This window comes from uncultured Plantibacter sp. (assembly GCF_963518075.1).
Taxonomy (GTDB): Bacteria; Actinomycetota; Actinomycetes; order Actinomycetales; family Microbacteriaceae; genus Plantibacter; species Plantibacter flavus_A.
On record NZ_CAUQHZ010000016.1, the window covers coordinates 36,397 to 55,217 of the forward strand.

Annotated in this window: 24 protein-coding genes; 9 read left to right on the forward strand and 15 right to left on the reverse strand. The window is 69.4% G+C overall.

What is annotated here, in order from left to right:
• Positions 1–8 precede the first annotated feature (8 nt).
• The gene (locus RWN05_RS16010; RefSeq protein ID WP_314140280.1) at positions 9–1,451 is read right to left on the reverse strand and encodes a hypothetical protein; all 1,443 of its coding nucleotides are present in this window, start codon (positions 1,449–1,451) and stop codon (positions 9–11) included.
• Between the two features lie 110 nt (positions 1,452–1,561).
• On the opposite strand from RWN05_RS16010, the gene RWN05_RS16015 reads away from it, so the two are divergent.
• Positions 1,562–2,539 (forward strand): o-succinylbenzoate synthase, encoded by a 978-nt coding sequence (locus tag RWN05_RS16015; protein ID WP_314140281.1) that lies wholly within the window; start codon positions 1,562–1,564, stop codon positions 2,537–2,539.
• 55 nt (positions 2,540–2,594) lie between these two features.
• Here the strand turns inward: RWN05_RS16015 and ccsB are convergent, their stop codons facing one another.
• The 5 genes from ccsB to RWN05_RS16040 are packed head-to-tail and all read right to left on the reverse strand — an operon-like array spanning position 2,595 to position 7,281.
• A complete protein-coding gene (ccsB, locus tag RWN05_RS16020; RefSeq protein WP_314140282.1) occupies positions 2,595–3,650 on the reverse strand; it encodes a c-type cytochrome biogenesis protein CcsB in 1,056 nt (351 codons plus the stop codon).
• Complete coding sequence (locus tag RWN05_RS16025) at positions 3,647–5,311, reverse strand: cytochrome c biogenesis protein ResB (protein ID WP_285037965.1); 1,665 nt, start codon at positions 5,309–5,311, stop codon at positions 3,647–3,649. The genes ccsB and RWN05_RS16025 overlap by 4 nt, the downstream gene beginning before the upstream one ends.
• The gene (locus tag RWN05_RS16030; RefSeq protein ID WP_064294602.1) at positions 5,295–6,041 is read right to left on the reverse strand and encodes a cytochrome c biogenesis CcdA family protein; all 747 of its coding nucleotides are present in this window, start codon (positions 6,039–6,041) and stop codon (positions 5,295–5,297) included. Before RWN05_RS16030 ends, RWN05_RS16025 begins: the two co-directional genes overlap by 17 nt.
• Positions 6,038–6,646: a TlpA disulfide reductase family protein gene (locus RWN05_RS16035; protein ID WP_121292629.1), complete on the reverse strand. Its 609-nt coding sequence runs from the start codon at positions 6,644–6,646 to the stop codon at positions 6,038–6,040. The genes RWN05_RS16030 and RWN05_RS16035 overlap by 4 nt, the downstream gene beginning before the upstream one ends.
• Positions 6,646–7,281, reverse strand: coding sequence for a histidine phosphatase family protein (locus tag RWN05_RS16040; protein ID WP_079003291.1), 636 nt, complete (start codon positions 7,279–7,281; stop codon positions 6,646–6,648). Before RWN05_RS16040 ends, RWN05_RS16035 begins: the two co-directional genes overlap by 1 nt.
• A gap of 85 nt (positions 7,282–7,366) precedes the next feature.
• On the opposite strand from RWN05_RS16040, the gene aspS reads away from it, so the two are divergent.
• The 3 genes from aspS to RWN05_RS16055 all read left to right on the forward strand — a co-directional run bounded on the left by aspS (position 7,367) and on the right by RWN05_RS16055 (position 10,047).
• The gene (gene aspS, locus RWN05_RS16045) at positions 7,367–8,707 is read left to right on the forward strand and encodes an aspartate--tRNA(Asn) ligase (protein WP_064294605.1); all 1,341 of its coding nucleotides are present in this window, start codon (positions 7,367–7,369) and stop codon (positions 8,705–8,707) included.
• A gap of 18 nt (positions 8,708–8,725) precedes the next feature.
• On the forward strand, positions 8,726–9,178 hold the full coding sequence (locus tag RWN05_RS16050) for a flavodoxin domain-containing protein (RefSeq protein ID WP_079003292.1): 453 nt from the start codon (positions 8,726–8,728) through the stop codon (positions 9,176–9,178).
• 92 nt (positions 9,179–9,270) lie between these two features.
• Complete coding sequence (locus tag RWN05_RS16055) at positions 9,271–10,047, forward strand: putative protein N(5)-glutamine methyltransferase (protein ID WP_314140285.1); 777 nt, start codon at positions 9,271–9,273, stop codon at positions 10,045–10,047.
• Between the two features lie 17 nt (positions 10,048–10,064).
• Here RWN05_RS16055 and RWN05_RS16060 read toward each other — a convergent pair whose 3' ends face one another.
• Both RWN05_RS16060 and RWN05_RS16065 read right to left on the reverse strand, forming a co-directional pair.
• Positions 10,065–10,373 (reverse strand): Dabb family protein, encoded by a 309-nt coding sequence (locus tag RWN05_RS16060; protein WP_064294608.1) that lies wholly within the window; start codon positions 10,371–10,373, stop codon positions 10,065–10,067.
• Between the two features lie 40 nt (positions 10,374–10,413).
• The gene (locus RWN05_RS16065) at positions 10,414–10,674 is read right to left on the reverse strand and encodes a glutaredoxin family protein (protein ID WP_274500344.1); all 261 of its coding nucleotides are present in this window, start codon (positions 10,672–10,674) and stop codon (positions 10,414–10,416) included.
• Positions 10,675–10,866: 192 nt separating this feature from the next.
• On the opposite strand from RWN05_RS16065, the gene RWN05_RS16070 reads away from it, so the two are divergent.
• Positions 10,867–11,166, forward strand: a complete 300-nt coding sequence (locus RWN05_RS16070; protein WP_064294610.1) for a helix-turn-helix domain-containing protein — start codon at positions 10,867–10,869, stop codon at positions 11,164–11,166.
• 42 nt (positions 11,167–11,208) lie between these two features.
• Here RWN05_RS16070 and RWN05_RS16075 read toward each other — a convergent pair whose 3' ends face one another.
• From RWN05_RS16075 to RWN05_RS16090, 4 genes are all read right to left on the reverse strand, one after another.
• Positions 11,209–11,517, reverse strand: coding sequence for a hypothetical protein (locus RWN05_RS16075; RefSeq protein WP_064294611.1), 309 nt, complete (start codon positions 11,515–11,517; stop codon positions 11,209–11,211).
• 245 nt (positions 11,518–11,762) lie between these two features.
• A complete protein-coding gene (locus tag RWN05_RS16080; RefSeq protein WP_003792170.1) occupies positions 11,763–11,861 on the reverse strand; it encodes a 30S ribosomal protein bS22 in 99 nt (32 codons plus the stop codon).
• Between the two features lie 139 nt (positions 11,862–12,000).
• A complete protein-coding gene (locus tag RWN05_RS16085) occupies positions 12,001–12,195 on the reverse strand; it encodes a helix-turn-helix domain-containing protein (RefSeq protein WP_314140287.1) in 195 nt (64 codons plus the stop codon).
• Positions 12,196–12,322: 127 nt separating this feature from the next.
• Positions 12,323–12,727 (reverse strand): helix-turn-helix transcriptional regulator, encoded by a 405-nt coding sequence (locus RWN05_RS16090; RefSeq protein WP_064294613.1) that lies wholly within the window; start codon positions 12,725–12,727, stop codon positions 12,323–12,325.
• A 72-nt stretch (positions 12,728–12,799) separates the two neighbouring features.
• Between RWN05_RS16090 and RWN05_RS16095 the strand changes: the two genes are divergently transcribed.
• Both RWN05_RS16095 and RWN05_RS16100 read left to right on the forward strand, forming a co-directional pair.
• Positions 12,800–14,242: a TrkH family potassium uptake protein gene (locus RWN05_RS16095; protein ID WP_064294614.1), complete on the forward strand. Its 1,443-nt coding sequence runs from the start codon at positions 12,800–12,802 to the stop codon at positions 14,240–14,242.
• Positions 14,235–14,906 (forward strand): TrkA family potassium uptake protein, encoded by a 672-nt coding sequence (locus RWN05_RS16100; RefSeq protein WP_056013885.1) that lies wholly within the window; start codon positions 14,235–14,237, stop codon positions 14,904–14,906. Before RWN05_RS16095 ends, RWN05_RS16100 begins: the two co-directional genes overlap by 8 nt.
• A 7-nt stretch (positions 14,907–14,913) precedes the next feature.
• On the opposite strand, the gene RWN05_RS16105 is transcribed toward RWN05_RS16100, so the two are convergent.
• Positions 14,914–15,372 carry a GNAT family N-acetyltransferase gene (locus tag RWN05_RS16105; protein WP_314140289.1) on the reverse strand — a complete coding sequence of 153 codons (459 nt, stop codon included), beginning with the start codon at positions 15,370–15,372 and terminating at the stop codon, positions 14,914–14,916.
• Positions 15,373–15,435: 63 nt separating this feature from the next.
• Between RWN05_RS16105 and RWN05_RS16110 the strand changes: the two genes are divergently transcribed.
• Together RWN05_RS16110 and RWN05_RS16115 are read left to right on the forward strand one after the other, a co-directional pair.
• Positions 15,436–16,035, forward strand: coding sequence for a TetR/AcrR family transcriptional regulator (locus RWN05_RS16110; RefSeq protein WP_314140290.1), 600 nt, complete (start codon positions 15,436–15,438; stop codon positions 16,033–16,035).
• On the forward strand, positions 16,032–16,535 hold the full coding sequence (locus RWN05_RS16115) for a GNAT family N-acetyltransferase (RefSeq protein WP_314140291.1): 504 nt from the start codon (positions 16,032–16,034) through the stop codon (positions 16,533–16,535). The genes RWN05_RS16110 and RWN05_RS16115 overlap by 4 nt, the downstream gene beginning before the upstream one ends.
• Before the next feature lie 16 nt (positions 16,536–16,551).
• Here RWN05_RS16115 and proC read toward each other — a convergent pair whose 3' ends face one another.
• Both proC and RWN05_RS16125 read right to left on the reverse strand, forming a co-directional pair.
• Positions 16,552–17,394, reverse strand: a complete 843-nt coding sequence (proC, locus tag RWN05_RS16120; RefSeq protein WP_314140292.1) for a pyrroline-5-carboxylate reductase — start codon at positions 17,392–17,394, stop codon at positions 16,552–16,554.
• Between the two features lie 48 nt (positions 17,395–17,442).
• On the reverse strand, positions 17,443–18,630 hold the full coding sequence (locus tag RWN05_RS16125) for a MarP family serine protease (protein WP_314140294.1): 1,188 nt from the start codon (positions 18,628–18,630) through the stop codon (positions 17,443–17,445).
• Positions 18,631–18,821 lie beyond the last annotated feature (191 nt).

Here is an 18,821-nt window from a genome sequence, read left to right on the forward strand (position 1 = left end):
CCTAGGCACTACTTCGGCTTGTCGAGGTCCGCGTAGGGCTTGAGCGCCTCCAGGTAGTCGGCGCGGTCCGCCTCCTTCAGGAGCGCGTAGGAGTCGAGGTGCAGCTCGATGCCCTCCGCCGCCATGTCGGAGTAGTCGACGTCGAACTCGCGGTCCTTCGCGACCGTGCCGGCCGAGTCGAGCGTGAGATCGACGATGCTCGTCCGGAAGTCGCCGGCCCCCGTGATGGCGTTGTAGGTGTGCAGATCCCACAGCGCCTGGGTGTCGAGGGTCTCGCCACCGTACCGTTCGGTGAGCTCGCCCGGCTCACGCCAGGAGGACGGCGCGTTCTGCATGTCGAGGTTCGCGATGCCGTAGCGGAGCAGGACCTGTCGGATGAGCTCGACCACCCGCGACTTCTCCTCGAAGGTGCGCACGGTCGTCGTCGTCTGCCACACCGGCGCCGTGTACTCGAAGAGCATGGAGTCCCCGCCGTACCCGTTCTGATCGACTTCCGTCTCGGCGGGCTGTCGCTCCACCCAGTCGAATCCGAACTCCGCGGTCAACGCCGTCCGGATCTCCGCGAGCATCTCGTCGGACGTCCCGACGAAGTCCTCGTAGCTCGGCCCGTCGAGGGTCTCCTTCGCGTCGACGTAGGCGGACCCCGGGTAGGTGTCCCAGATCGGGTCGTGCTCCTCGTCGCCGCTGCCGCCGGCGGAGGAGGAGCCATCCCCCGCCCGGTCCGTGGCGAGACCTCCGACCGCCATCGCCGTGGCCGGATTGACGACGAGGAGGAGCACCAGCGCCAGCACGCCCCAGCGGCGCCGCACCTTCCGGCGGATGACGATGACACTCCCGACGAGCAGCACGATCTGCACGACGACGACGAGGACGAACGCCACGAGGATGGCCCATGCCCCCTCGCCGGGCCGGTAGCTGACGGCCAGCAGGACGGTGAAGAGGGTGACGGCCACCACCGCGCCGAGCAGGGCGAGCGGCGAGAAGGAGGCGACGACACCCCGACTCCGCGCGCCGAGCTCGTCCCACCCCGTCGGGGATGCACCGGCGGCAGGCGGGTGCGCCGCCGGAGTCCGCTCGCCGTCGTCGGCGTGGATCGCCGCGACCTTCGGTTGCGAGGTGGGCGCGCGTTCCGCCGCCTTCCGTTGCCGACGCGACGACGGCTTCCGCGATGCGGGCTCCCGCGGTGTCCGTCGTCCTCGGGACCCCGGACGCCGGAACCTGGCGGTCTCCGCCTCCAGCTCCTCGGGCGTGCGCTCCGGGGCGGCTGGCACTCGCGCGGTCGAGGACGCGGCCACCGGCGGCGCCCCGGGGATCGGCGGGGCGTTCGGATCGCGCGGCTCGTCTGAGGATCCGCCGGGCGCTTCCTCGATCACCGGGGGCACCTCGGCCTCGGGACTCCGCTCGAAGATCGGCTCGGGCACCGAGAAGGCGGCGGTTTCGTCCGCGGGCACGCTTCGCCGATCGCCGGGCATCGGCTTGCGTCGGGAGAACAGCGGCACGGGATCGATTGTGTCACGGGCGTCCCGCGACGGCTTCCGACCTCCGGGTGCAGGATGGGGACATGCAAGCGAACCTCGACGACGTCCTCGCCACCGCCCGCGTGGTCTCCATCCCCCTCCGCGTCCGGTTCCGGGGCATCGACACCCGCGAGGCCGTCCTCTTCCGCGGGCCCGCCGGGTGGACGGAGTTCTCCCCCTTCGTCGAGTACGACGACCAGGAGTCGGCCGCGTGGCTCCGGGCCGCCATCGACTTCGGCTGGTCGGACCTCCCACCCCTCCACCGGGATCGCATCCTCGTGAACGCGACGGTTCCAGCCGTGGATGCGGCGGACGTCCCGTCGATCCTCTCCCGCTTCCCGGGCTGCCGCACTGCGAAGGTGAAGGTCGCCGAGCGCGGGCAGGTGCTCGCTGACGACGTCGCGCGCGTCGCCGCCGTCCGGCGGGCCATCGGACCCGAGGGTCGACTCCGTGTGGACGCCAACACCAACTGGAACGTCGACGAGGCCGAACACGCCATCCGCGCCCTCGAACCCTTCGACCTCGAGTACGTCGAGCAGCCCTGCGCGACCGTCGCGGAACTCGCCGAGGTCCGGGAACGGGTCTCCTCCCTGGACGTCGCCATCGCGGCGGACGAGAGCGTCCGCAAAGCCGAGGACCCCCTGGCCGTGGCTCGCGCCGGCGCCGCAGACCTGCTCGTCGTGAAGGCGCAGCCCCTCGGCGGCGTGCACGCCGCGCTCCGCATCGCGGGCGAGGCCGGCCTGCCGATCGTCGTCTCGAGCGCACTGGACACCTCCGTCGGCATCTCCATGGGTGCCCACCTCGCGGCGGCCCTGCCGGAACTCGACTACGACTGCGGGCTCGCCACCACCGCGCTCCTCGGCGGCGACGTGACGACCGCCCCGCTCGATCCCGTGGACGGCGGCATCGCCGTCCGGCGCGTCGAGGTGGACGCCGATCTCCTCGAGCGTTTCACGGCGTCACCGGAGCGCTCGGCGTGGTGGCTCGACCGACTCCGCCGTACCCACGCGTTGCTCGGCTAGCCCTTCGACAGGCTCAGGGACCGGAAAGAGGCTCAGGGACCGGTGCGTCGGAGACCTACAGGCCGCTGTAGGCGTGCAGACCCTTGAAGAACACGTTCACGACGACGAAGTTGAACATCACGGCGCTGAAGCCGATGATCGCGAGCGTGGCCGCCCGTGATCCGCGCCAGCCGCGCGTCGCCCTGGCGTGGATGTACCCGGCGAAGATCACCCAGATGATGAAGGTCCACACCTCCTTGGTGTCCCAGCCCCAGTACCGACCCCAGGCGCGCTCCGCCCAGATGGCACCGGCCATGAGCGTGAACGTCCAGAAGATGAAGCCGATGATGTTGACGCGGTAGGCGAGGTTCTCGAGACGCTCCGCGCTCGGGAGGGTGAGCAGGAAGCGGAGACGCCCGGAGCCCTGGGTGGGCTGCACGAGCCCGAGCCGACGCTCACGACGCCCCTGCAGGAGCTGCACGACGCTCAACGCGAAGCCGATGGCGAAGAACGCCGTACCGAGGCTCGCGACGAACACGTGGATGACGAGCCACGCCGACTGCAGCGCCGGTGGCAGCGGCACGACCTCGACGTAGAAGTTCGCGGTCGCAAGGCCGAGGAGCACGGTCACGAGGCCGATCACGAAGCTGCCGAGGAACCGGAGGTCCACGCGTGCGATGACCACGAGGAACACCGCGACGATGAGCAGCGTGCCCGTCATCGCGAACTCGTACATGTTCGCCCACGGGACACGACCGGCGGCGATACCGCGCGTCACGTCCGCGACGAGGTGGAGCAGGAAGGCGATGACCGTGAGCGAGACCCCGACCCGCAGACTCGGCGACTTGCGCGACGCCTGCTGCTCGGGCTCGTCCGCGGGACGGCGGGTCTTGCGCGGGACACCGTCGCTCGTGACGATCGGTGCGGCGGTCCGCGCCGCGGCGGAGGCGAGTGCGCCGACGCGTTCCTCGGCGGCTGCCGACCGTTCCAGCTCGGCCCGCTCGGCCGCGTCGATCGCCGCGGTGACCTCGGCGCTGCGGCGCGCGAGGTCGAACGTGAAGGCGATGAACGCCAGCGCGTAGACGGCGACGGCCGACCAGAGGCAGAGGTTCGAGATTTCGACGAGGGTCACGGGGTGATTCTACCTTCGGGTTCGGACGGGACAGGCGTTGGACTGTGCGCTTCGGCGATCGCCGCGACGGCCGCTTCGAGGCCGGGGTCCTCGCCGCGGGCGAGCCCGGCGTATTCGAGGGAGACGGTGCCGTCGCTCCCGGTCACGGCCTTCACCCAGACGCGGCGTCTGGCGACGAAGAGCGAGGTGATGAGGCCGGACAGGGCGAGGATGGCGAACGCGAGCACCCAGAGCTGGGTCGGGTCGTGGTGCACGTCGAACGAGGCGAACCGCTTGACGGAGCCGGCGTAGTTCTCGGTCGACGGGTTGGCGGCGACGTTGTCGAAGGACACCGTGCCGAGGCCGTCGGGGAGGTCCGTGATCTGGCCAGGCGTGAGTTCGATCGACTCGACGCCGGTGTCGCCGCCCGTGAGCTGCTTCATGTCGTCGACGTCGAGCGCGTAGACCGACTTCGGAGCACCGGCGTTGATACCGAGGTCGCCGGAGTAGACGTTGAGCGTCAGCACCGGGTAGGCGAGGTCGGGGTAGGACGAGAAGAACGGCGGCTTGGACGCGGCCTGCGTCGGATAGAAGAACCCGATCATGCCGAGCTGCTCAGCCAGACCGTCCGGGACCTTGACGATGCCGAGCGAGGTGAGCTGGGCGTCCTGCGGCAGGAACGGGATGGAGTCGCTGAACACGACCTTGCCCTCGGGATCGCGGACGGTGATCGTCGGCGCGTAGCCGTTGCCGAGCAGGTAGACGTCGGTGCCCTCGAACCGCAGCGGATCGTTGACCTTGATCGTCGCGTCCTGCGGCTTCCCGCCGGGCGAGGTCGTCGTGACCTTCGCGCGGTAGTCGATCGCCTGACCGTACGCGTCGAGGTTCTCGGTCTCGTAGGTGACGCCGAACTCGTCGAGCGTCAACTTGTAGGGGGCCAGCTCCGACTCGTTGAAGAAGCGGCCGGGGTTGAAGGAGTCGTAGTCGAGCAGGGTGTTGACGAAGGTCTGTCCCTCGACGAGCACGCGCTGACCGGAGAAGCCGAAGCCGCCGCCGAAACCGACCGTCACGAGGATGCCGACGAGGGCCGAGTGGAACACGAGGTTGCCGGTCTCGCGGAGGAAGCCGCGCTCGGCGGACACCGACGCGGACCCCTCGGCGTCGTAACGCTCGACACGGTAGCCCTGGCGCTTCAACTGCTTCGTCGCGTCGTCGATGAGCTCGGCGGCGGTCGCGCCGCTGTCGTCGCTGCGCCGCTCGAACGCGGAGAGCCGAGACAGGCGCGCGGGCGTCCGCGGCGGGCGGGAGCGCAGGGCGAGCCAGTGGTGCTTCGTCCGCGGGATCACACAGCCGATGAGCGAGATGAACAGCAGCAGGTAGATCGCGGAGAACCAGGCCGAACTGTAGACGTCGAACGCCTGCACCTTGTCGAGGATGGGCGCGAGGTCCGGGTTGTCGGTGAAGTACTGGGTGACGCCGTTCGGGTCGCTCGACCGTTGCGGGACGAGCGATCCGGGCACCGCGGCGATGGCGAGCAGCAGCAGCAGGAAGAGCGCCGTGCGCATGCTCGTGAGCTGACGCCAGAAGAAACGGAGCCAACCGACGAACCCGAGCTTCGGCTGGTTGATGCCGTCGGCCGGAGCCGGTGCGGCGGAGTCGATGTGATCAGAGGGGCGTGACAAGGCCGCTCATCACCCCCTGCAACGAGTACATCCAAGCGGACCAGAGACCAGACACCATCAACACACCGATCACGATGAGGAGCACGCCGCCGATGATGTTGATCGTGCGGATGTGCCGTTTGAGGAACGCCAACGACCCCGTGACCCAACCGAGTCCGAGCGCGACGAGCAGGAAGGGGATGCCGAGACCGAGGCAGTAGAACAGCCCGAGGAGCGCTCCGCGCCACGCGGAGCCGCCCGAGAGGGAGAGCGCGCTGATCGCGGTGAGCGTCGGGCCGAGGCAGGGCGTCCAGCCGATGGCGAAGACGAAGCCGAGCAGCGGCGCGCCGGCGAGGCCGGTGGCGGGTGCCCAGCTGGTGCGCACCGTGCGCTGCAGCCGGGAGAACTGGCCGATGAAGATGAGCCCCATGAGGATGACGACCGCACCGAGGACGCGGGTGATGACGCCCTCCCACTCGACGAACCAGGCGCCGATCGTCCCGACGAACGCGGCGATCGCCACGAACACGACGGTGAAGCCGAGGATGAAGAGACTGACACCGAGCAACACGCGCCGGCGACCCGCACCGGAGCGCCCTTCCTCGACCGTCGTCATGCCGCCGACGTATCCGAGATAGCCGGGGACGAGCGGCAGGACGCACGGCGAGAGGAAGGACAGCAGACCGGCCGCGATGGCGATCGGGATCGCCACGAGGAGCTGGCCGCCGTAGACGAGCTCGCCGGGGGTCACTCTGGGGCGCTCTCGGCGATCGTGTCGCGGATGAGGGTGTCGAGGATGGTGCGGTCCTGCAGCTGCCCGAGGATGCGTGCGGCGACCCGACCTTGGGCGTCGAGGACGATGGTGGTCGGCACCGCGTTCGGCGGGACGCTGCCCGTGAAGGCGAGCTTCGCCTCCCCGCTGTCGACGTCGAGGATGGAGGGGTAGGTGATGCCGAAGGTGCCGTTGAACGCCTTCGCGGTGTCGGCGGTGTCGCGGACGTTGACCCCGATGAAGGTGGCGCCCTGGTCGGTGTACGCCTCGTTGAGCGCCTGCAGATCCTTCGCCTCCGCGCGGCAGGGTGCGCAGGCGGCGTACCAGAAGTTCACGACCATGACCTGGCCCGCGTGGTCCGCGGAGGAGATCTGCTCGCCGTCCTCGCCGACGCCCGAGAAGCTGATCGACTCGCCACGGTCGTCGAGCGCGACCTCGGTCACGCTGCCGTCGCCCGCGACGTACCCCTTGCTGCTGCCCTCGCGATACTGCTCGGCGAGCGGATCGCTCCCACAGGCCGTGAGCAGGAGCGCCCCGACGGCCAGCACGGCGGCGACGGCGAACGTCCTCGATCGGCGGGCCATCAGACGGCCCCGACATCGGTCGCACCGGACGAGAGACGAGCCGCCGGATCGACGTAGCCGACCTCGACGAAGCCCTGCTCGGTCCGCTCGAAGCTGGTGATGCTCGACAGGGCGCACCGTCGCTTCCGCGGGTCGTGACGATAGGGCGCCCCGACCACAGAGCTGTGCAGCATCCAGATGGGCAGCTGGTGGCTGACGATGACCACGTCTCCCGACGGCGTCGCGCGCCAGGCGTCCTCGACGGCCGCGGTCATGCGGTTGACGATCGACGCGTACGGCTCACCCCAGCTCGGACGGGACGGGTTGCGGAGCTTGGGCCAGTTGAGCGGGTTCTTCAGGGCGCGGCTCATGCGCTTGCCCTCGAACTCGTTGAACGGTTCGATCACGCGCGGCTCGGAGACGACGGCGAGCCCGAACGCGGCGGCGACCGGCGCGGCGGACTCCTGCGTGCGCTGCAAGGGGGACGCGTAGAGCGCACCCACCGTGCGGTCGCGGCTCACGAGGTCGTCTGCGGCCGCCTGCGCCATGCGCTCACCGAGCTCGGACAGTCGGAATGCGGGGAGTCGACCGTAGAGCACACGAGAAGGATTGTGCACCTCGCCGTGACGCACGAGATGGATCTGGTCGGCTACCACCCTCCAAGTGTACGTTTCCCCAAGCTGCGGATTCACCGTGACCTCCGTCCAGGTCCGAGCCACGAGCGACGGCTAAGCTGTCGGGGTGAGTGAACGCGTCGTTGTGAAGAACCTGGCCGCCCTGTCCGACGGTCCCGTCACCGTCTCCGGATGGGTCGAGACCGTCCGCGACCAGAAGAAGGTGCAGTTCGTCGTCCTCCGCGACGAGAGCGGCGCCGTCCAGCTGGTGAACCCGGCCGTCCGCGAGGTCGACCCGGAGGTCGAGGGCTCCGCCGACCGCCTCGCCACCACCGAGGCGATCTCCGCCCTCGCGCACGGCTCCTTCATCACCGTCACCGGCGAGCTCAAGCACGACGAGCGCGTCAAGCTCGGCGGCATCGAGGTCAAGGTCGCCACGCTCGAGGTCGTCACCGCCGCCAACCCCGAGACGCCGATCGCTGCGGACTCCTCGCTCGACAAGCGGCTCGACTGGCGCTTCCTCGACCTGCGCCAGCCGAAGCAGGCCCTGATCTTCCGCATCCAGACGACGTTCGAGCACGCACTGCGTCAGTACTGGATCGACAACGACTTCATCGAGATCCACACCCCGAAGCTCATGGCGAGCGCGAGCGAGTCGCGCGCCGAGCTCTTCGAGGTCGACTACTTCGAGGGCAAGGCGTACCTCGCGCAGTCCCCGCAGTTCTTCAAGCAGATGGCGCAGTCCGCCGGCTTCGGCAAGGTGTTCGAGGTCGGACCCGCATTCCGCGCCGACCCGTCGTTCACCAGCCGACACGCGACCGAGTTCACGAGTGTCGACGCCGAGATCAGCTGGATCGAGTCCCACGAGGACGTCATGCAGCTGCACGAGGAGCTCCTCGTCGCCGGCTTCACGGCGGTCAAGGACAAGCACGGCGAGCAGATCTCCGAGCTCTTCGGCATCGAGCTCGAGGTCCCGTCGCGTCCGTTCCCGCGCATCCCGCTGGCCGAGGCCAAGCGCATCGTCGCCGAGCGCGGCTACGAGATCCCCCGCGCCGACGACGACATGGACCCCGAGGGCGAGCGTCAGATCGCGGCCTACGTCAAGGAGACGTTCGGTCACGACTTCGTCTTCCTGACCGACTACGCGTCGAGCATCCGGCCGTTCTACCACATGCGCAACGCCGAGGACGGCTCGCTCACGAACAGCTACGACCTCATCTACAACGGCGTCGAGATCTCCACGGGCGCGCAGCGCGAGCATCGCGTCGACGTCCTCGTCGAGCAGGCCAAGGAGAAGGGCCTGGAGCCCGAGGAGCTCGAGTTCTACCTCGACTTCTTCCGCTACGGCGTCCCGGCGCACGGCGGCTTCGGCATGGGCCTCGCCCGCGTGCTCATGCTCATGCTGCACGAGACCTCCATCCGCGAGGTCACCTACCTGTTCCGCGGCCCGACCCGCCTCGCCCCGTAACCCCGCAAGAAGGACGCCATGCAGATCGTCATCCTGTACGGGACCGAATCCGGCAACGCCGAACGCCTCGCCGGCGACCTCGGCAAGGCCATCGGCTCTCAGCACCAGTGGCGCGTCGTCGACCTCGGCGACGTCGACCCTGCGGAGCTGTCGACCGACGAGATCCACATCTTCATCACGTCGACGTACGGCGACGGCCTCCTCGGTGAGACCGGCCAGATCTTCTACGAGGCGCTCGAGGAGTCCGACGTGGAACTCGACGGGCTCCGGTACGCCATCTTCGGGCTGGGCGACAGCAGCTACGAGGACACGTACAACCAGGGCAGCTCGCTGCTCGACGCCCTGCTCACCGAGCACGGCGCGACCCGGTTCGGTGAGTTCGGTCTGCACGACGACGGCGGGTTCGAGCGCAAGAAGGACGTCGCGCTCGCCTGGCTGCCCGGCGTGCTCGCCGCAGCAGAACAGCTCTGACCACCGCTCTGGTGCGAGCCCGGACGCGACGGTAGCGTGACTCGCACCGACCGTGCGGCGTCCGTCGCAGGTGGGCGAGGGGTGTAGGCCAGATGAACGCGACCGCCGAATCCGTGGTCCTGCGCCTTCGTGCGGCGGGGTGCGTCTTCGCCGAGGACGAGGCGGCTCTCCTCCTCGCCGAATCGGATGATCCGGATCGACTCGAACGGATGGTCGCGGCACGGGTCGCCGGCCGGCCGCTCGAGCATGTCCTCGGCTGGGTCGCGTTCCGGGGCCGCCGGGTTGTCGTCGAGGACGGGGTCTTCGTGCCGAGGCGACGCACCGAGCTCCTGGTCGACGTCGCCCTCCCGCGCCTCCGGAAGGGTTCGGTGGTCGTCGAGCTCTGCTGCGGTGCCGCGGCCGTCGGGAGTGCGCTCCTCACCGAGGCGCCCGGCCCCATCGACGTCTGGGCGTCGGACATCGACCTCGCCGCGGTGGACTGCGCACAGCGCAACCTCGAGCCGCTCGGTGGGCACGCCCTGCGCGGAGACCTGTTCGACGGGCTGCCCGGGGTGCTCGCGGGGCGCGTCGACCTTCTGCTCGCGAACGCCCCCTACGTCCCGACGGCGTCGATGGTGACGATGCCCCCGGAGGCTCGGGAGCACGAGGCCGTGATCGCGATCGACGGCGGTGCCGACGGGCTCGACGTGCAGCGTCGGATCATCGCGCAGGCCCCGGACTGGCTCGCGCCGACCGGCGCCATCCTGATCGAGACGAGCGAACGTCAGGCTCCCGAGACCGCAACGCTCATGCGGGCGGCGGGCCTCTCGGCGTCGATCGTCCGCGACGACGAGCTCGACGGCACCGTGGCCGTCGGCGTCATGGCCTGAGCCCTGCGGGTGCCGGCTCAGTCGAGCTGGAAGTCGACCGCGGAGCGCTCGACCACGAGCTGGCGGACGATCTGCACCACGCGGACATGCTCCGGGTGGACCTGGTAGCGCTCCAAGGCTTCGAGGCTCGGGTAGTCGCCGACCAGCACGACGTCCCAGTTGCTCTCCGGGTAGGCGATGTTGCGTCCGACCTGGAGGCGCTCGATGTCGTCCGGCATGAACCCGGCGAGTGCCTCGAGTTCGGACTGCATCGTGGCGAACGCCGCGTCGCGCTCGGCCTCGTCCGTTGCTGCCAGCTTCCAGCTGACGATGTGGCGGATGGTCACTGGGCCCCCAAGGGTCGATGTGGATGGATGGTCGTGCGGATCAGTCGGCGAGCAGCGCGGACCGCAGGCGGTCGGGGTCGATGCGCCAGTAGTTGTGGACCCTGCCGTCGATGAGGACGACGGGGATCTCCTCCCAGTGGCGGTCGTGGAGCGCCGGATCGTCGAGGATCGAGAGCTCCTCGCGTTCGATCGTGGGGCCGCCGGACGGGAGGCCTGCGACCACCTCGTCGATCACGGCTCGCGCGTCGTCGCAGAGGTGACAGCCGGGCTTGCCGATGAGCGTGACGTGCAGAGTGGACACCTCCTCAACTGTACGGGGTGCTCGAGGCCGCAGCACGTCCAGAGATCCGACACGTGTGGTGTTTCTCGACGACATCTGGGACGATGCCGGAATGATGATGCCGTTGAACCCAGGATCCAGAACCATAGGTTGCGGATCCACCCGACACAGACGCTCTGGCATGCGCCGGTCGAGGTCCGTTGTCATTGAGTGATGCCTACACATTCGGAAGCCGCGACCATCCTCGGCGAGCGGTTGCGGGCCGCCCGCAACGAGCGACAGCTGACCCTCGAGGACCTGGGCGTGTTGGCGGGGATGCACTGGACGAACATCGGCAAGATCGAGCGAGGGCAGGTGCACCCGAGCGTGGAGACGCTCGTCCGACTGAGTACCGCGCTCGACCTCGACCCGGCCCCGTTCATCACGGGCCTCAACGCGGACATGTACCCGGGCCGGGCGCACAAGCTGACGGCCCGCGACCTGCTGGCCGCTCGCCGCGACCAGGAACGCTGATCCGCGCATCGGAGACCACTCCCCTCCACCGGATGGCGTCCGTCAGAAGGTGACCCGCCAGAGGTACTGGTGACCGCCGGGACGGAACCAGGACACCTGCACACTGGTCGCGCGGGCCAACTCGGTGCCCAACACCTCGAACTCCAGAGCGCTGCCAGGCGTCAGGCGACACGGTTCCAGTGGGGCGAGGAGTCCGGGCCCGTTCAGGCGCAGCACGACCCAGTGCACGGCTTCGTCACCGACGTTCCGGAGTCGATAGCGAGGCGCGTCGTCTCGTTCGACGACGAACGGCACCCGGTACGCGAGCTCGCGTCGGTTGCGGCGGGCGGTTGGAGGAAGATCGCGGGTCATGCGAACACCGTACGAAGGACCGCCGACGATCTCGGGCCGACGGATCGCGTGCCGCGACGCGCTGTGGATCAGTCCCCTCCGGCCTCGCCTGTGGAGGAACCTCGACGCCGCTCGACCCGCGGGAATCCCACGCCACGACCGGCGACGAGACGATCACCTCGACAACGCCAGAAAGCGCCGTACCCCATTGGGCAGGCGCTTCCGGTGGACGAAGAGTCGTCAGGCGCTCCGAACGGAGCAGCCGGCTACTTCTTGTTGCGGCGCTGGTGACGGGTCTTGCGAAGCAGCTTGCGGTGCTTCTTCTTCGCCATACGCTTGCGGCGCTTCTTGATAACAGAACCCACGGATTTACCTCACAGAATTGGGGGGCTTGGCCGCAGGGATCGCGACCGAAGAGAACAAGTCTTGTTGCCAGTCTAGCCGATTGCAGCGCGCGTCGTTCACACGCCGTACGCCTGCAGGCTGCTAGGAGCGGGGAACGCCTCAGCCGGCGTCGGCGACCGGGCGCTGCCGGACGGCGGCGACGGCGGTCTCCGGCACTCGGAACGACTTCCCGAACCGGATGGCCGGGAGTTCCCCCGAATGCACCAGGCGATACACGGTCATCTTGGACACCCGCATCATCTCGGCGACTTCGGCCACGGTGAGGAAGCGGACGTCGGCAGTGTCCTGCGTCATCGAACCCCTCCTACGCCTCTGGAAACCTGCTTGAACGGCGCCCCGAGGACCGGAACGCCGCATGGCAACTCTAGAGGTCCGACGCCCGCCCTGTACATCCCCTGTGTGAACGGTATGCGAGGCCGGGCTAGGGGCGGAGCTTCTTCGTGACCGACTGCACCGCGTGGGTCACGTCCGCCGCGACCTTGCCGACCGATCCGGCGACCGCCTTGGCCTGGTCCGGCAGCGACAACGCCGCGAAATCGACACCGTCGTCCTGGTAGTCGACGCTGAGGAACGGGATGAGCCAGTCCTCCACGTCCTCGAGCGGCGCCGAGTCCAGGCTGTAGTAGCGGTGCTGGCCCTCCTCGCGCACCTCCACGAGCTCTGCTTCGCGCAGGACCTTGAGGTGCTTCGACACCGTCGGTTGACTGAGGCCGAGCTGGGCGACGATCTCGGAGACGCTCGTCCCGGTGCCACCGTGCCGTTCGAGCAGCAGCGCGAGGATGTCCCGCCTGGTGGTGTCAGCGATCACGTCGAAAATGTCGGCCATGGTCCAACGATAGTGATGGAGCGCACGGAGTACCATTGCCTCCGGCGCAGTCCTGAGGTGTTGAGGGGTCAGATGAGCGGCAATGCCATGGGTCGTCGTCCCGAGATCATCGTGCGCCACGGCCTCGCGAGGGTCCGGGAGGCCGTCAGCGACTTCGCGGCGAAGTCGACCTCCCGGTTCGCCATCCTCGTGTTCAGCTTCCTGATCTTCGTCTTCACGATGCTGTTCTCACTCCCCATCGCGAGCGCCGACCGCCAGGTGACCCCGATCGCCGACGCGCTCTTCACCGCCGTCTCCGTCATCTGCGTCACCGGGCTCTCGACCGTCGACATGGCCACGCACTGGTCCCTCTTCGGTCACGTGCTCGTGTTCATCGGCGTCCAGATCGGCGCGCTCGGCGTCCTGACCCTGGCCTCGATCCTCGGGTTCGTGATCGCCCGACGACTCGGGCTCCGCCAGAAGCTCATGGCGGCGAGCGACACGAACCCCCTGCGGTCGCACCACGGCCCCGTCGCCGAGGGTCAGGCCGTCCGCCTCGGGGAGATCGGCAACCTGCTCGTCACCGTCGCCGTCAGCGCGCTCGTGATCGAGGCGGCACTGGCGGTCCTGCTCTTCCCGCGCATGCTGCTCGACGGCATCAACCCGTGGGACGCCGCCTGGAACAGCGTCTACTACGCGGCCATGGCCTTCACGAACACCGGTTTCACGCCGAACGCCGAGGGCCTCGCGGCGTTCGAGAACGACTACTGGTTCCTCAGCATCCTCATGCTCGGGGTCTTCCTCGGCAGCATCGGCTTCCCGGTCATCTACGCGCTGAGCCGCAACTTCCGTCGGCCGAGCCGCTGGTCGCTGCACGTCAAGCTCACGCTCGTCACGACCATCATCCTGTTCTTCGCCGGAGCGCTCGCCTTCATCCTGCTCGAGTTCAACAACCCCGAGACCTGGAACAAGTGGAACCTCTGGGACACGATCTTCCAGGGGTTCTTCCTGTCGGCCATGACCCGGTCGGGCGGCTTCTCCACCGTGGACATCGGCGACCTCAACGGCTCGACCCTGCTCGTCGCCGACATGCTCATGTTCATCGGCGGCGGCTCTGCCTCGACCGCCGGCGGGATCAAGGTCACGACGCTCGCCGTCCTGTTCCTGGCGGCGTTCGCCGAGGCCCGCGGCCGCGAGGGCGTGGAGGTCTTCCGCCGGCGCATCCCGCAGGACGTGCTCCGCGTCGCCGTGAGCGTCGTCCTCTGGGGCGCGACGATCGTGGCCCTGTCCACGATCGTCATCCTGCAGATCACCAAGGCTCCGCTCGACCACGTGCTGTTCGACGTCATCTCCGCCTTCGCGACCGTCGGGCTGAGCACCGGCCTCGTCGCGGACCTGCCCGACGCCGGGGTGTACGTCCTCGCCGTCACCATGTTCCTGGGCCGCGTTGGTACAGTGACACTCGCTGCAGCCGTGGCCGCGAGTCAGAGCGGCCAGCTGTTCAAACGTCCCGAAGAGAGGCCCATCGTTGGTTGACCGCATCAAGCACGACGCCCCGGTCCTCGTCATCGGACTCGGTCGGTTCGGTGCGGCCTGCGCCGGCGAACTCGACCGGCTCGACCGCGAGGTGCTCGCGATCGACGACAACTCCGACCTCGTGCAGAAGTGGTCCGACCGGGTCACGCACACCGTGCAGGCCGACGCGAAGAACATCGAGGCGCTCCGGCAGATCGGCGCGCAGGACTTCTCGGTCGCGGTCGTCGCGGTCGGCTCCTCGATCGAGGCGAGCGTGCTCATCACCGCCAACCTCGTCGACCTCAAGATCCCGCAGATCTGGGCCAAGGCCGTCTCGCAGTCGCACGGCAAGATCCTCGCCCGGGTGGGGGCGAGCCACGTCATCTACCCCGAGCGCGAGGCCGGCGAACGCGTCGCCCACCTCGTGTCGGGCCGCATGCTCGACTTCATCCAGTTCGACGACGACTTCGCGCTCGTCAAGATGTACCCGCCGAAGCCCATCCGCGGGCTGAACCTGACGGAGTCGGGTGTCCGGACGAAGTACCGGATCACCGTCGTCGGGGTGAAGTCACCGGGGAAGCCCTTCACCTACGCGACCGCCGACACCGTCGTGTCGAACCACGACCTCATCATCGTCTCCGGCACGTCGGCCGACATCGAGCGCTTCGCCTCGCTCGAGGGCTGAAGCCTCCTCAGGTGAGGCTGCGCGCGTAACAGCGTGACTGCGGCTCGTCGACGTACGACCCGAACGCCTCGATCGGGTGGTATCCCTCGCGCTCGTAGAACCGCATCGCGTCCGGCTGTTCCGTGCCGGTCTCGAGGAGGAGCTCACCGAGACCCAGCGACCGCGCTTCGTCCTCCAGAGCCCGCAGGAGCGCCGTAGCGACGCCGGTCCCCCTGGCCTGCTGCACGACGAACATGCGTTTGATCTCCGCCCGGTCCTCACCGAGCATCCGCAGGCCGCCGCAGCCCAGCGGGGTGTCGTCGACGTCGCTGGCGAGCAGGAAGACCGTGATGTCGGCTGCGGTCGGCGGTGTGCCGGGTTCGTGATCGTCACTCCCGTAGCGGGCGTCGAGTTCGCGGCGCTGGGCGGCCCGCAGCGCGATGCCCGCCTCGTCATCCCAGGCCACCCGGCTGATCCTGATCGTCATTCGCGTTCTCCAGTCATTCCGTAACAAGCATTACGGTAACATCGGTTCCGAGGTGATCACGACATGGCAAGAACCAAGGACCCAGCGGCCCAGGCGCGGATCTCGCGCGCGGTCTGGGAGGTGCTGGGCGAACGCGGGCCGCACGGGTTGACCCTCCGCGCGGTCGCGGAGCGGGCCGGGTGCACGACCGGCCTCGTCCTGCATCGCTTCCCCGACAAGCGCGCGCTGCTGCTGCACGCTCGCGATCTGCTCCACGAGCGGACGGCCGCGCGGACCGAGGCGCTCGAAGCCGCAGCGGAGACCCCGCGTGACGCCCTGCGCGCCGTCCTCCGGCAGGCCCTGTCCCTCACGGACGAGACGCGCCAGGAGGCCCGGGTCTGGCTCGGCTACCTCGCGGCGGCGCTCGACGACGAGGTGCTGGCCGAACGGCACCGTGCGGGTCACGGTGTGTTCGTCGCGCGCACCCGCCGGCTCGTGGCCGAGATCCGCCCCGAGCTCACCGAGGCCGAGGTCACCGCGACGGCCACCGCCGTCGTCGGATTCATCGAGGGCGCCAGCACCCTGAGCACAGCCGACGACGACCACTACGACGCCGCTGCCCAGCTCGCCGCGCTCGACCGGCTGCTGCTCGTCCTCGGGCTCGACGAGACGGGCGGCGAATGATCGTCGTGGAACGCCGGGCCGATGCTCCGGCCCATCGGCGAGATCGCTTCGCCGAGCTGCTCGAGGAGTACCACCGTCGGACCGAGCACGAGAAAGTCCTCGGCCGAGAGCCGCGTCCGGACGAGCCCGCTCCGACGACCACCCTCCCCGACCGCTACCGGGCCGAGATCACCGACCCGGGCACGACCTTCGCCTCCGACGAGGTCCTCCTGGCCGTCGAGGGCGACCGGGTGCTCGGCTGCGTCGTCCTGACGGAGGGCCCGTCGCCGGAGCTCAAGCGACTCTGGGTCGACCCGCGCGCCCGTCGCCGGGGCGTGGCCGCAACCCTGCTCGAGGTTGCGACGACCGTCTCCCGGCAGCGGGGCGACGACGCCGTCCGTCTCTCCGTGTGGCACTGGCGCTCCGCCGCGATCGCGCTCTACCGGCGGTCCGGCTTCGTCGCGGTCGCGTCCTGGGACGGCAGACCCGGCCTTGACTGCTTCGTGCGGTCCTTCGACTGATCGGGTCGCCGCCGGATCAGGACGCCGACAGCTCCTCGGCGCGTGCGACGGCGGCTGCCGCTGCACGGTCGAACGTCTCGCTGAAACCCGCCTCGGCGAGCACGGCGAGCGCCCGTTCCGTCGTCCCCTTGGGGCTCGTGACATTGATCCGCAGCTGCTCGGCGCTCTCCCCCGTCGTCGCGAGGAGTTCCGTCGCACCACGGAAGGTGCCGTCGACCATCACGGACGCCTGCTCCGGGGTGAACCCGAGGCCGATCGCCGTCCGGGTGAGTTCCTCGATGAGGTAGTAGACGTACGCCGGACCGGAACCGGAGATGGCGCTGAGGGCGTCGATCTTCGATTCGGGGATGACGACCACCTGGCCGACGGTCTCGAAGAGCGCGGTGACGACGGCGAGGTCGTCCTCGCTCGACCGGGTGCCCGGCGCGAGCCCGGTGACGCCGAGCCCCACGTAGGACGGGGTGTTCGGCATGGAACGCAACACCGAGACCGACTCCGGCAGGGCGGCCTCGAAGGCCGCACCGCGGATACCGGCCGCAAGGCTCACGACGATCGTGCCCGGCTGCAACGTGTCGGCGATCTCGGCGAGGAGGTCGGCCACCATGTAGGGCTTCACGCCGATCAGGACGATCTTCGCCGCGGCCGCCGCCCGCCGGTTGCCGTCGGCGTCCTGCTCGAGGGCGATCGAGGTCACGCCCGGCAGCTCGGCCAGAGCCTCCGCCTTGGCGATGGTCCGGTTCGTCACCGTGATGCCACCGTCGACCTCGACACCCGGCTGGACGAGACCGCGGAGGACGGCCCCTCCCATCGAACCGGCTCCGAGGATGGCGATGCTGGGCAGGCTGATCGTTTCACTCACCCTGCGATTCTAGGCACCTGCATGCTCGTCGGCACGTGCCCGGCCGCGTCAGTCGGCGAGGCAGGCGCCCGACGGGACCGCGGACTGGAGCGACCCGGCGAGCGCGACGACGGGCAGGACCTCGTCCATCGCGAGCGCGTACCCGACCGGCGCGGAGTTCGCGTCGCGGGCGAAGATCACGCCGGCCACGTCACCGGACTCGGTGAGGAGCGGTCCACCGGAGTTGCCCGGCTGCACCGTCCCGGACAGCGTCACGACCTGACGGCTCGTCGGGTTGTTCCCGCTGATGTCGGCGACGAGGCTCGGCCCCACCACGATGACCTGCGCGCCACCGGCCGTGTACGGGCCTCCGAACGGATACCCGGCGACGACGGCGTTCGATCCGGGCGCCGGATTCGGTGCGAGCGGCAGCGATCGGGCGCCGAGGTCGTCGACGCGGATGACGGCGAGGTCGTCGACCGGGTCGAAGTAGACGATCCGCCCTTCCCGAGGCATGGACCCCGGGACCTCGACGACCGGGTTCGTCACGCCGGCGAGGACGTGCGCGTTCGTCATGACCAGGTCGTCGGCGAAGACGAAGCCGCTTCCGGTGAGGCTCCGCGAGCAGGACTCGGCGGTGCCGCTGATGCGCACCACGGACGCGGAGGCCGTCTGAAGCGCCGGCGTCGAGGTGTCGAGCTGCGGGGCGGCGGGGACGTCCGCGGTTCCGCCGAACGCCTCGATGACGCGTTGGGCCCCACCGTCGACCACCGTGGAGCGGAGCTGCGCGAGCGTGCTCTTCACCTGCACGGGCGTGACGCGGTCGATCGTGCCGATCACCGCGGACGACCCGACCGCCTGGGCGAGCAGCGGGATGCCGAGGGAGCCGACACCGAGTGCCGCGGTCACGAGGACGAGCGCGGTGACGACGAGGTTGAGGGCGGCGCCGAGCAGCCGTTCCAGACCGCGCAGCGGGGTCTTGCGGACGACGGAGCCGATGGCCCCGCCGATGAACGCACCGATCGTGTAGCCGACGGCGAGGACGACCACCGCCGCCGCCACGGCCGCCCAGCCACGCCAGGCCGCGTCCGGCACCCACGAGGCGACGAGCGGGATCGCGAAGAACGCGCCGACCCCACCGGCCGCCAGCCCGACGAGCCCGCCGAGGCTCCCGAGGAGCCCCGCACGCCACCCGCGGATCAGGAAGCCGATCAGGACGACGACGAGGATGATGTCGAGGATCACGCCGGGTTGCATCCTGCGATCCTGCCATCACCCGCCGACAACGGGCTCCGGAAGTGCTGGGAGCAGCCGCATCCGATCAGCGATCCTGTCGACGCATGGAGATCTCCGGGGCCGCCTGCGCCCTCAGGAGGCTCCGACGCCGCCCGCACCCCGGAAGAAGTCGGTGAGGAGCGTCGAGCAGCGCTCGGCCTCCACGCCCGCGT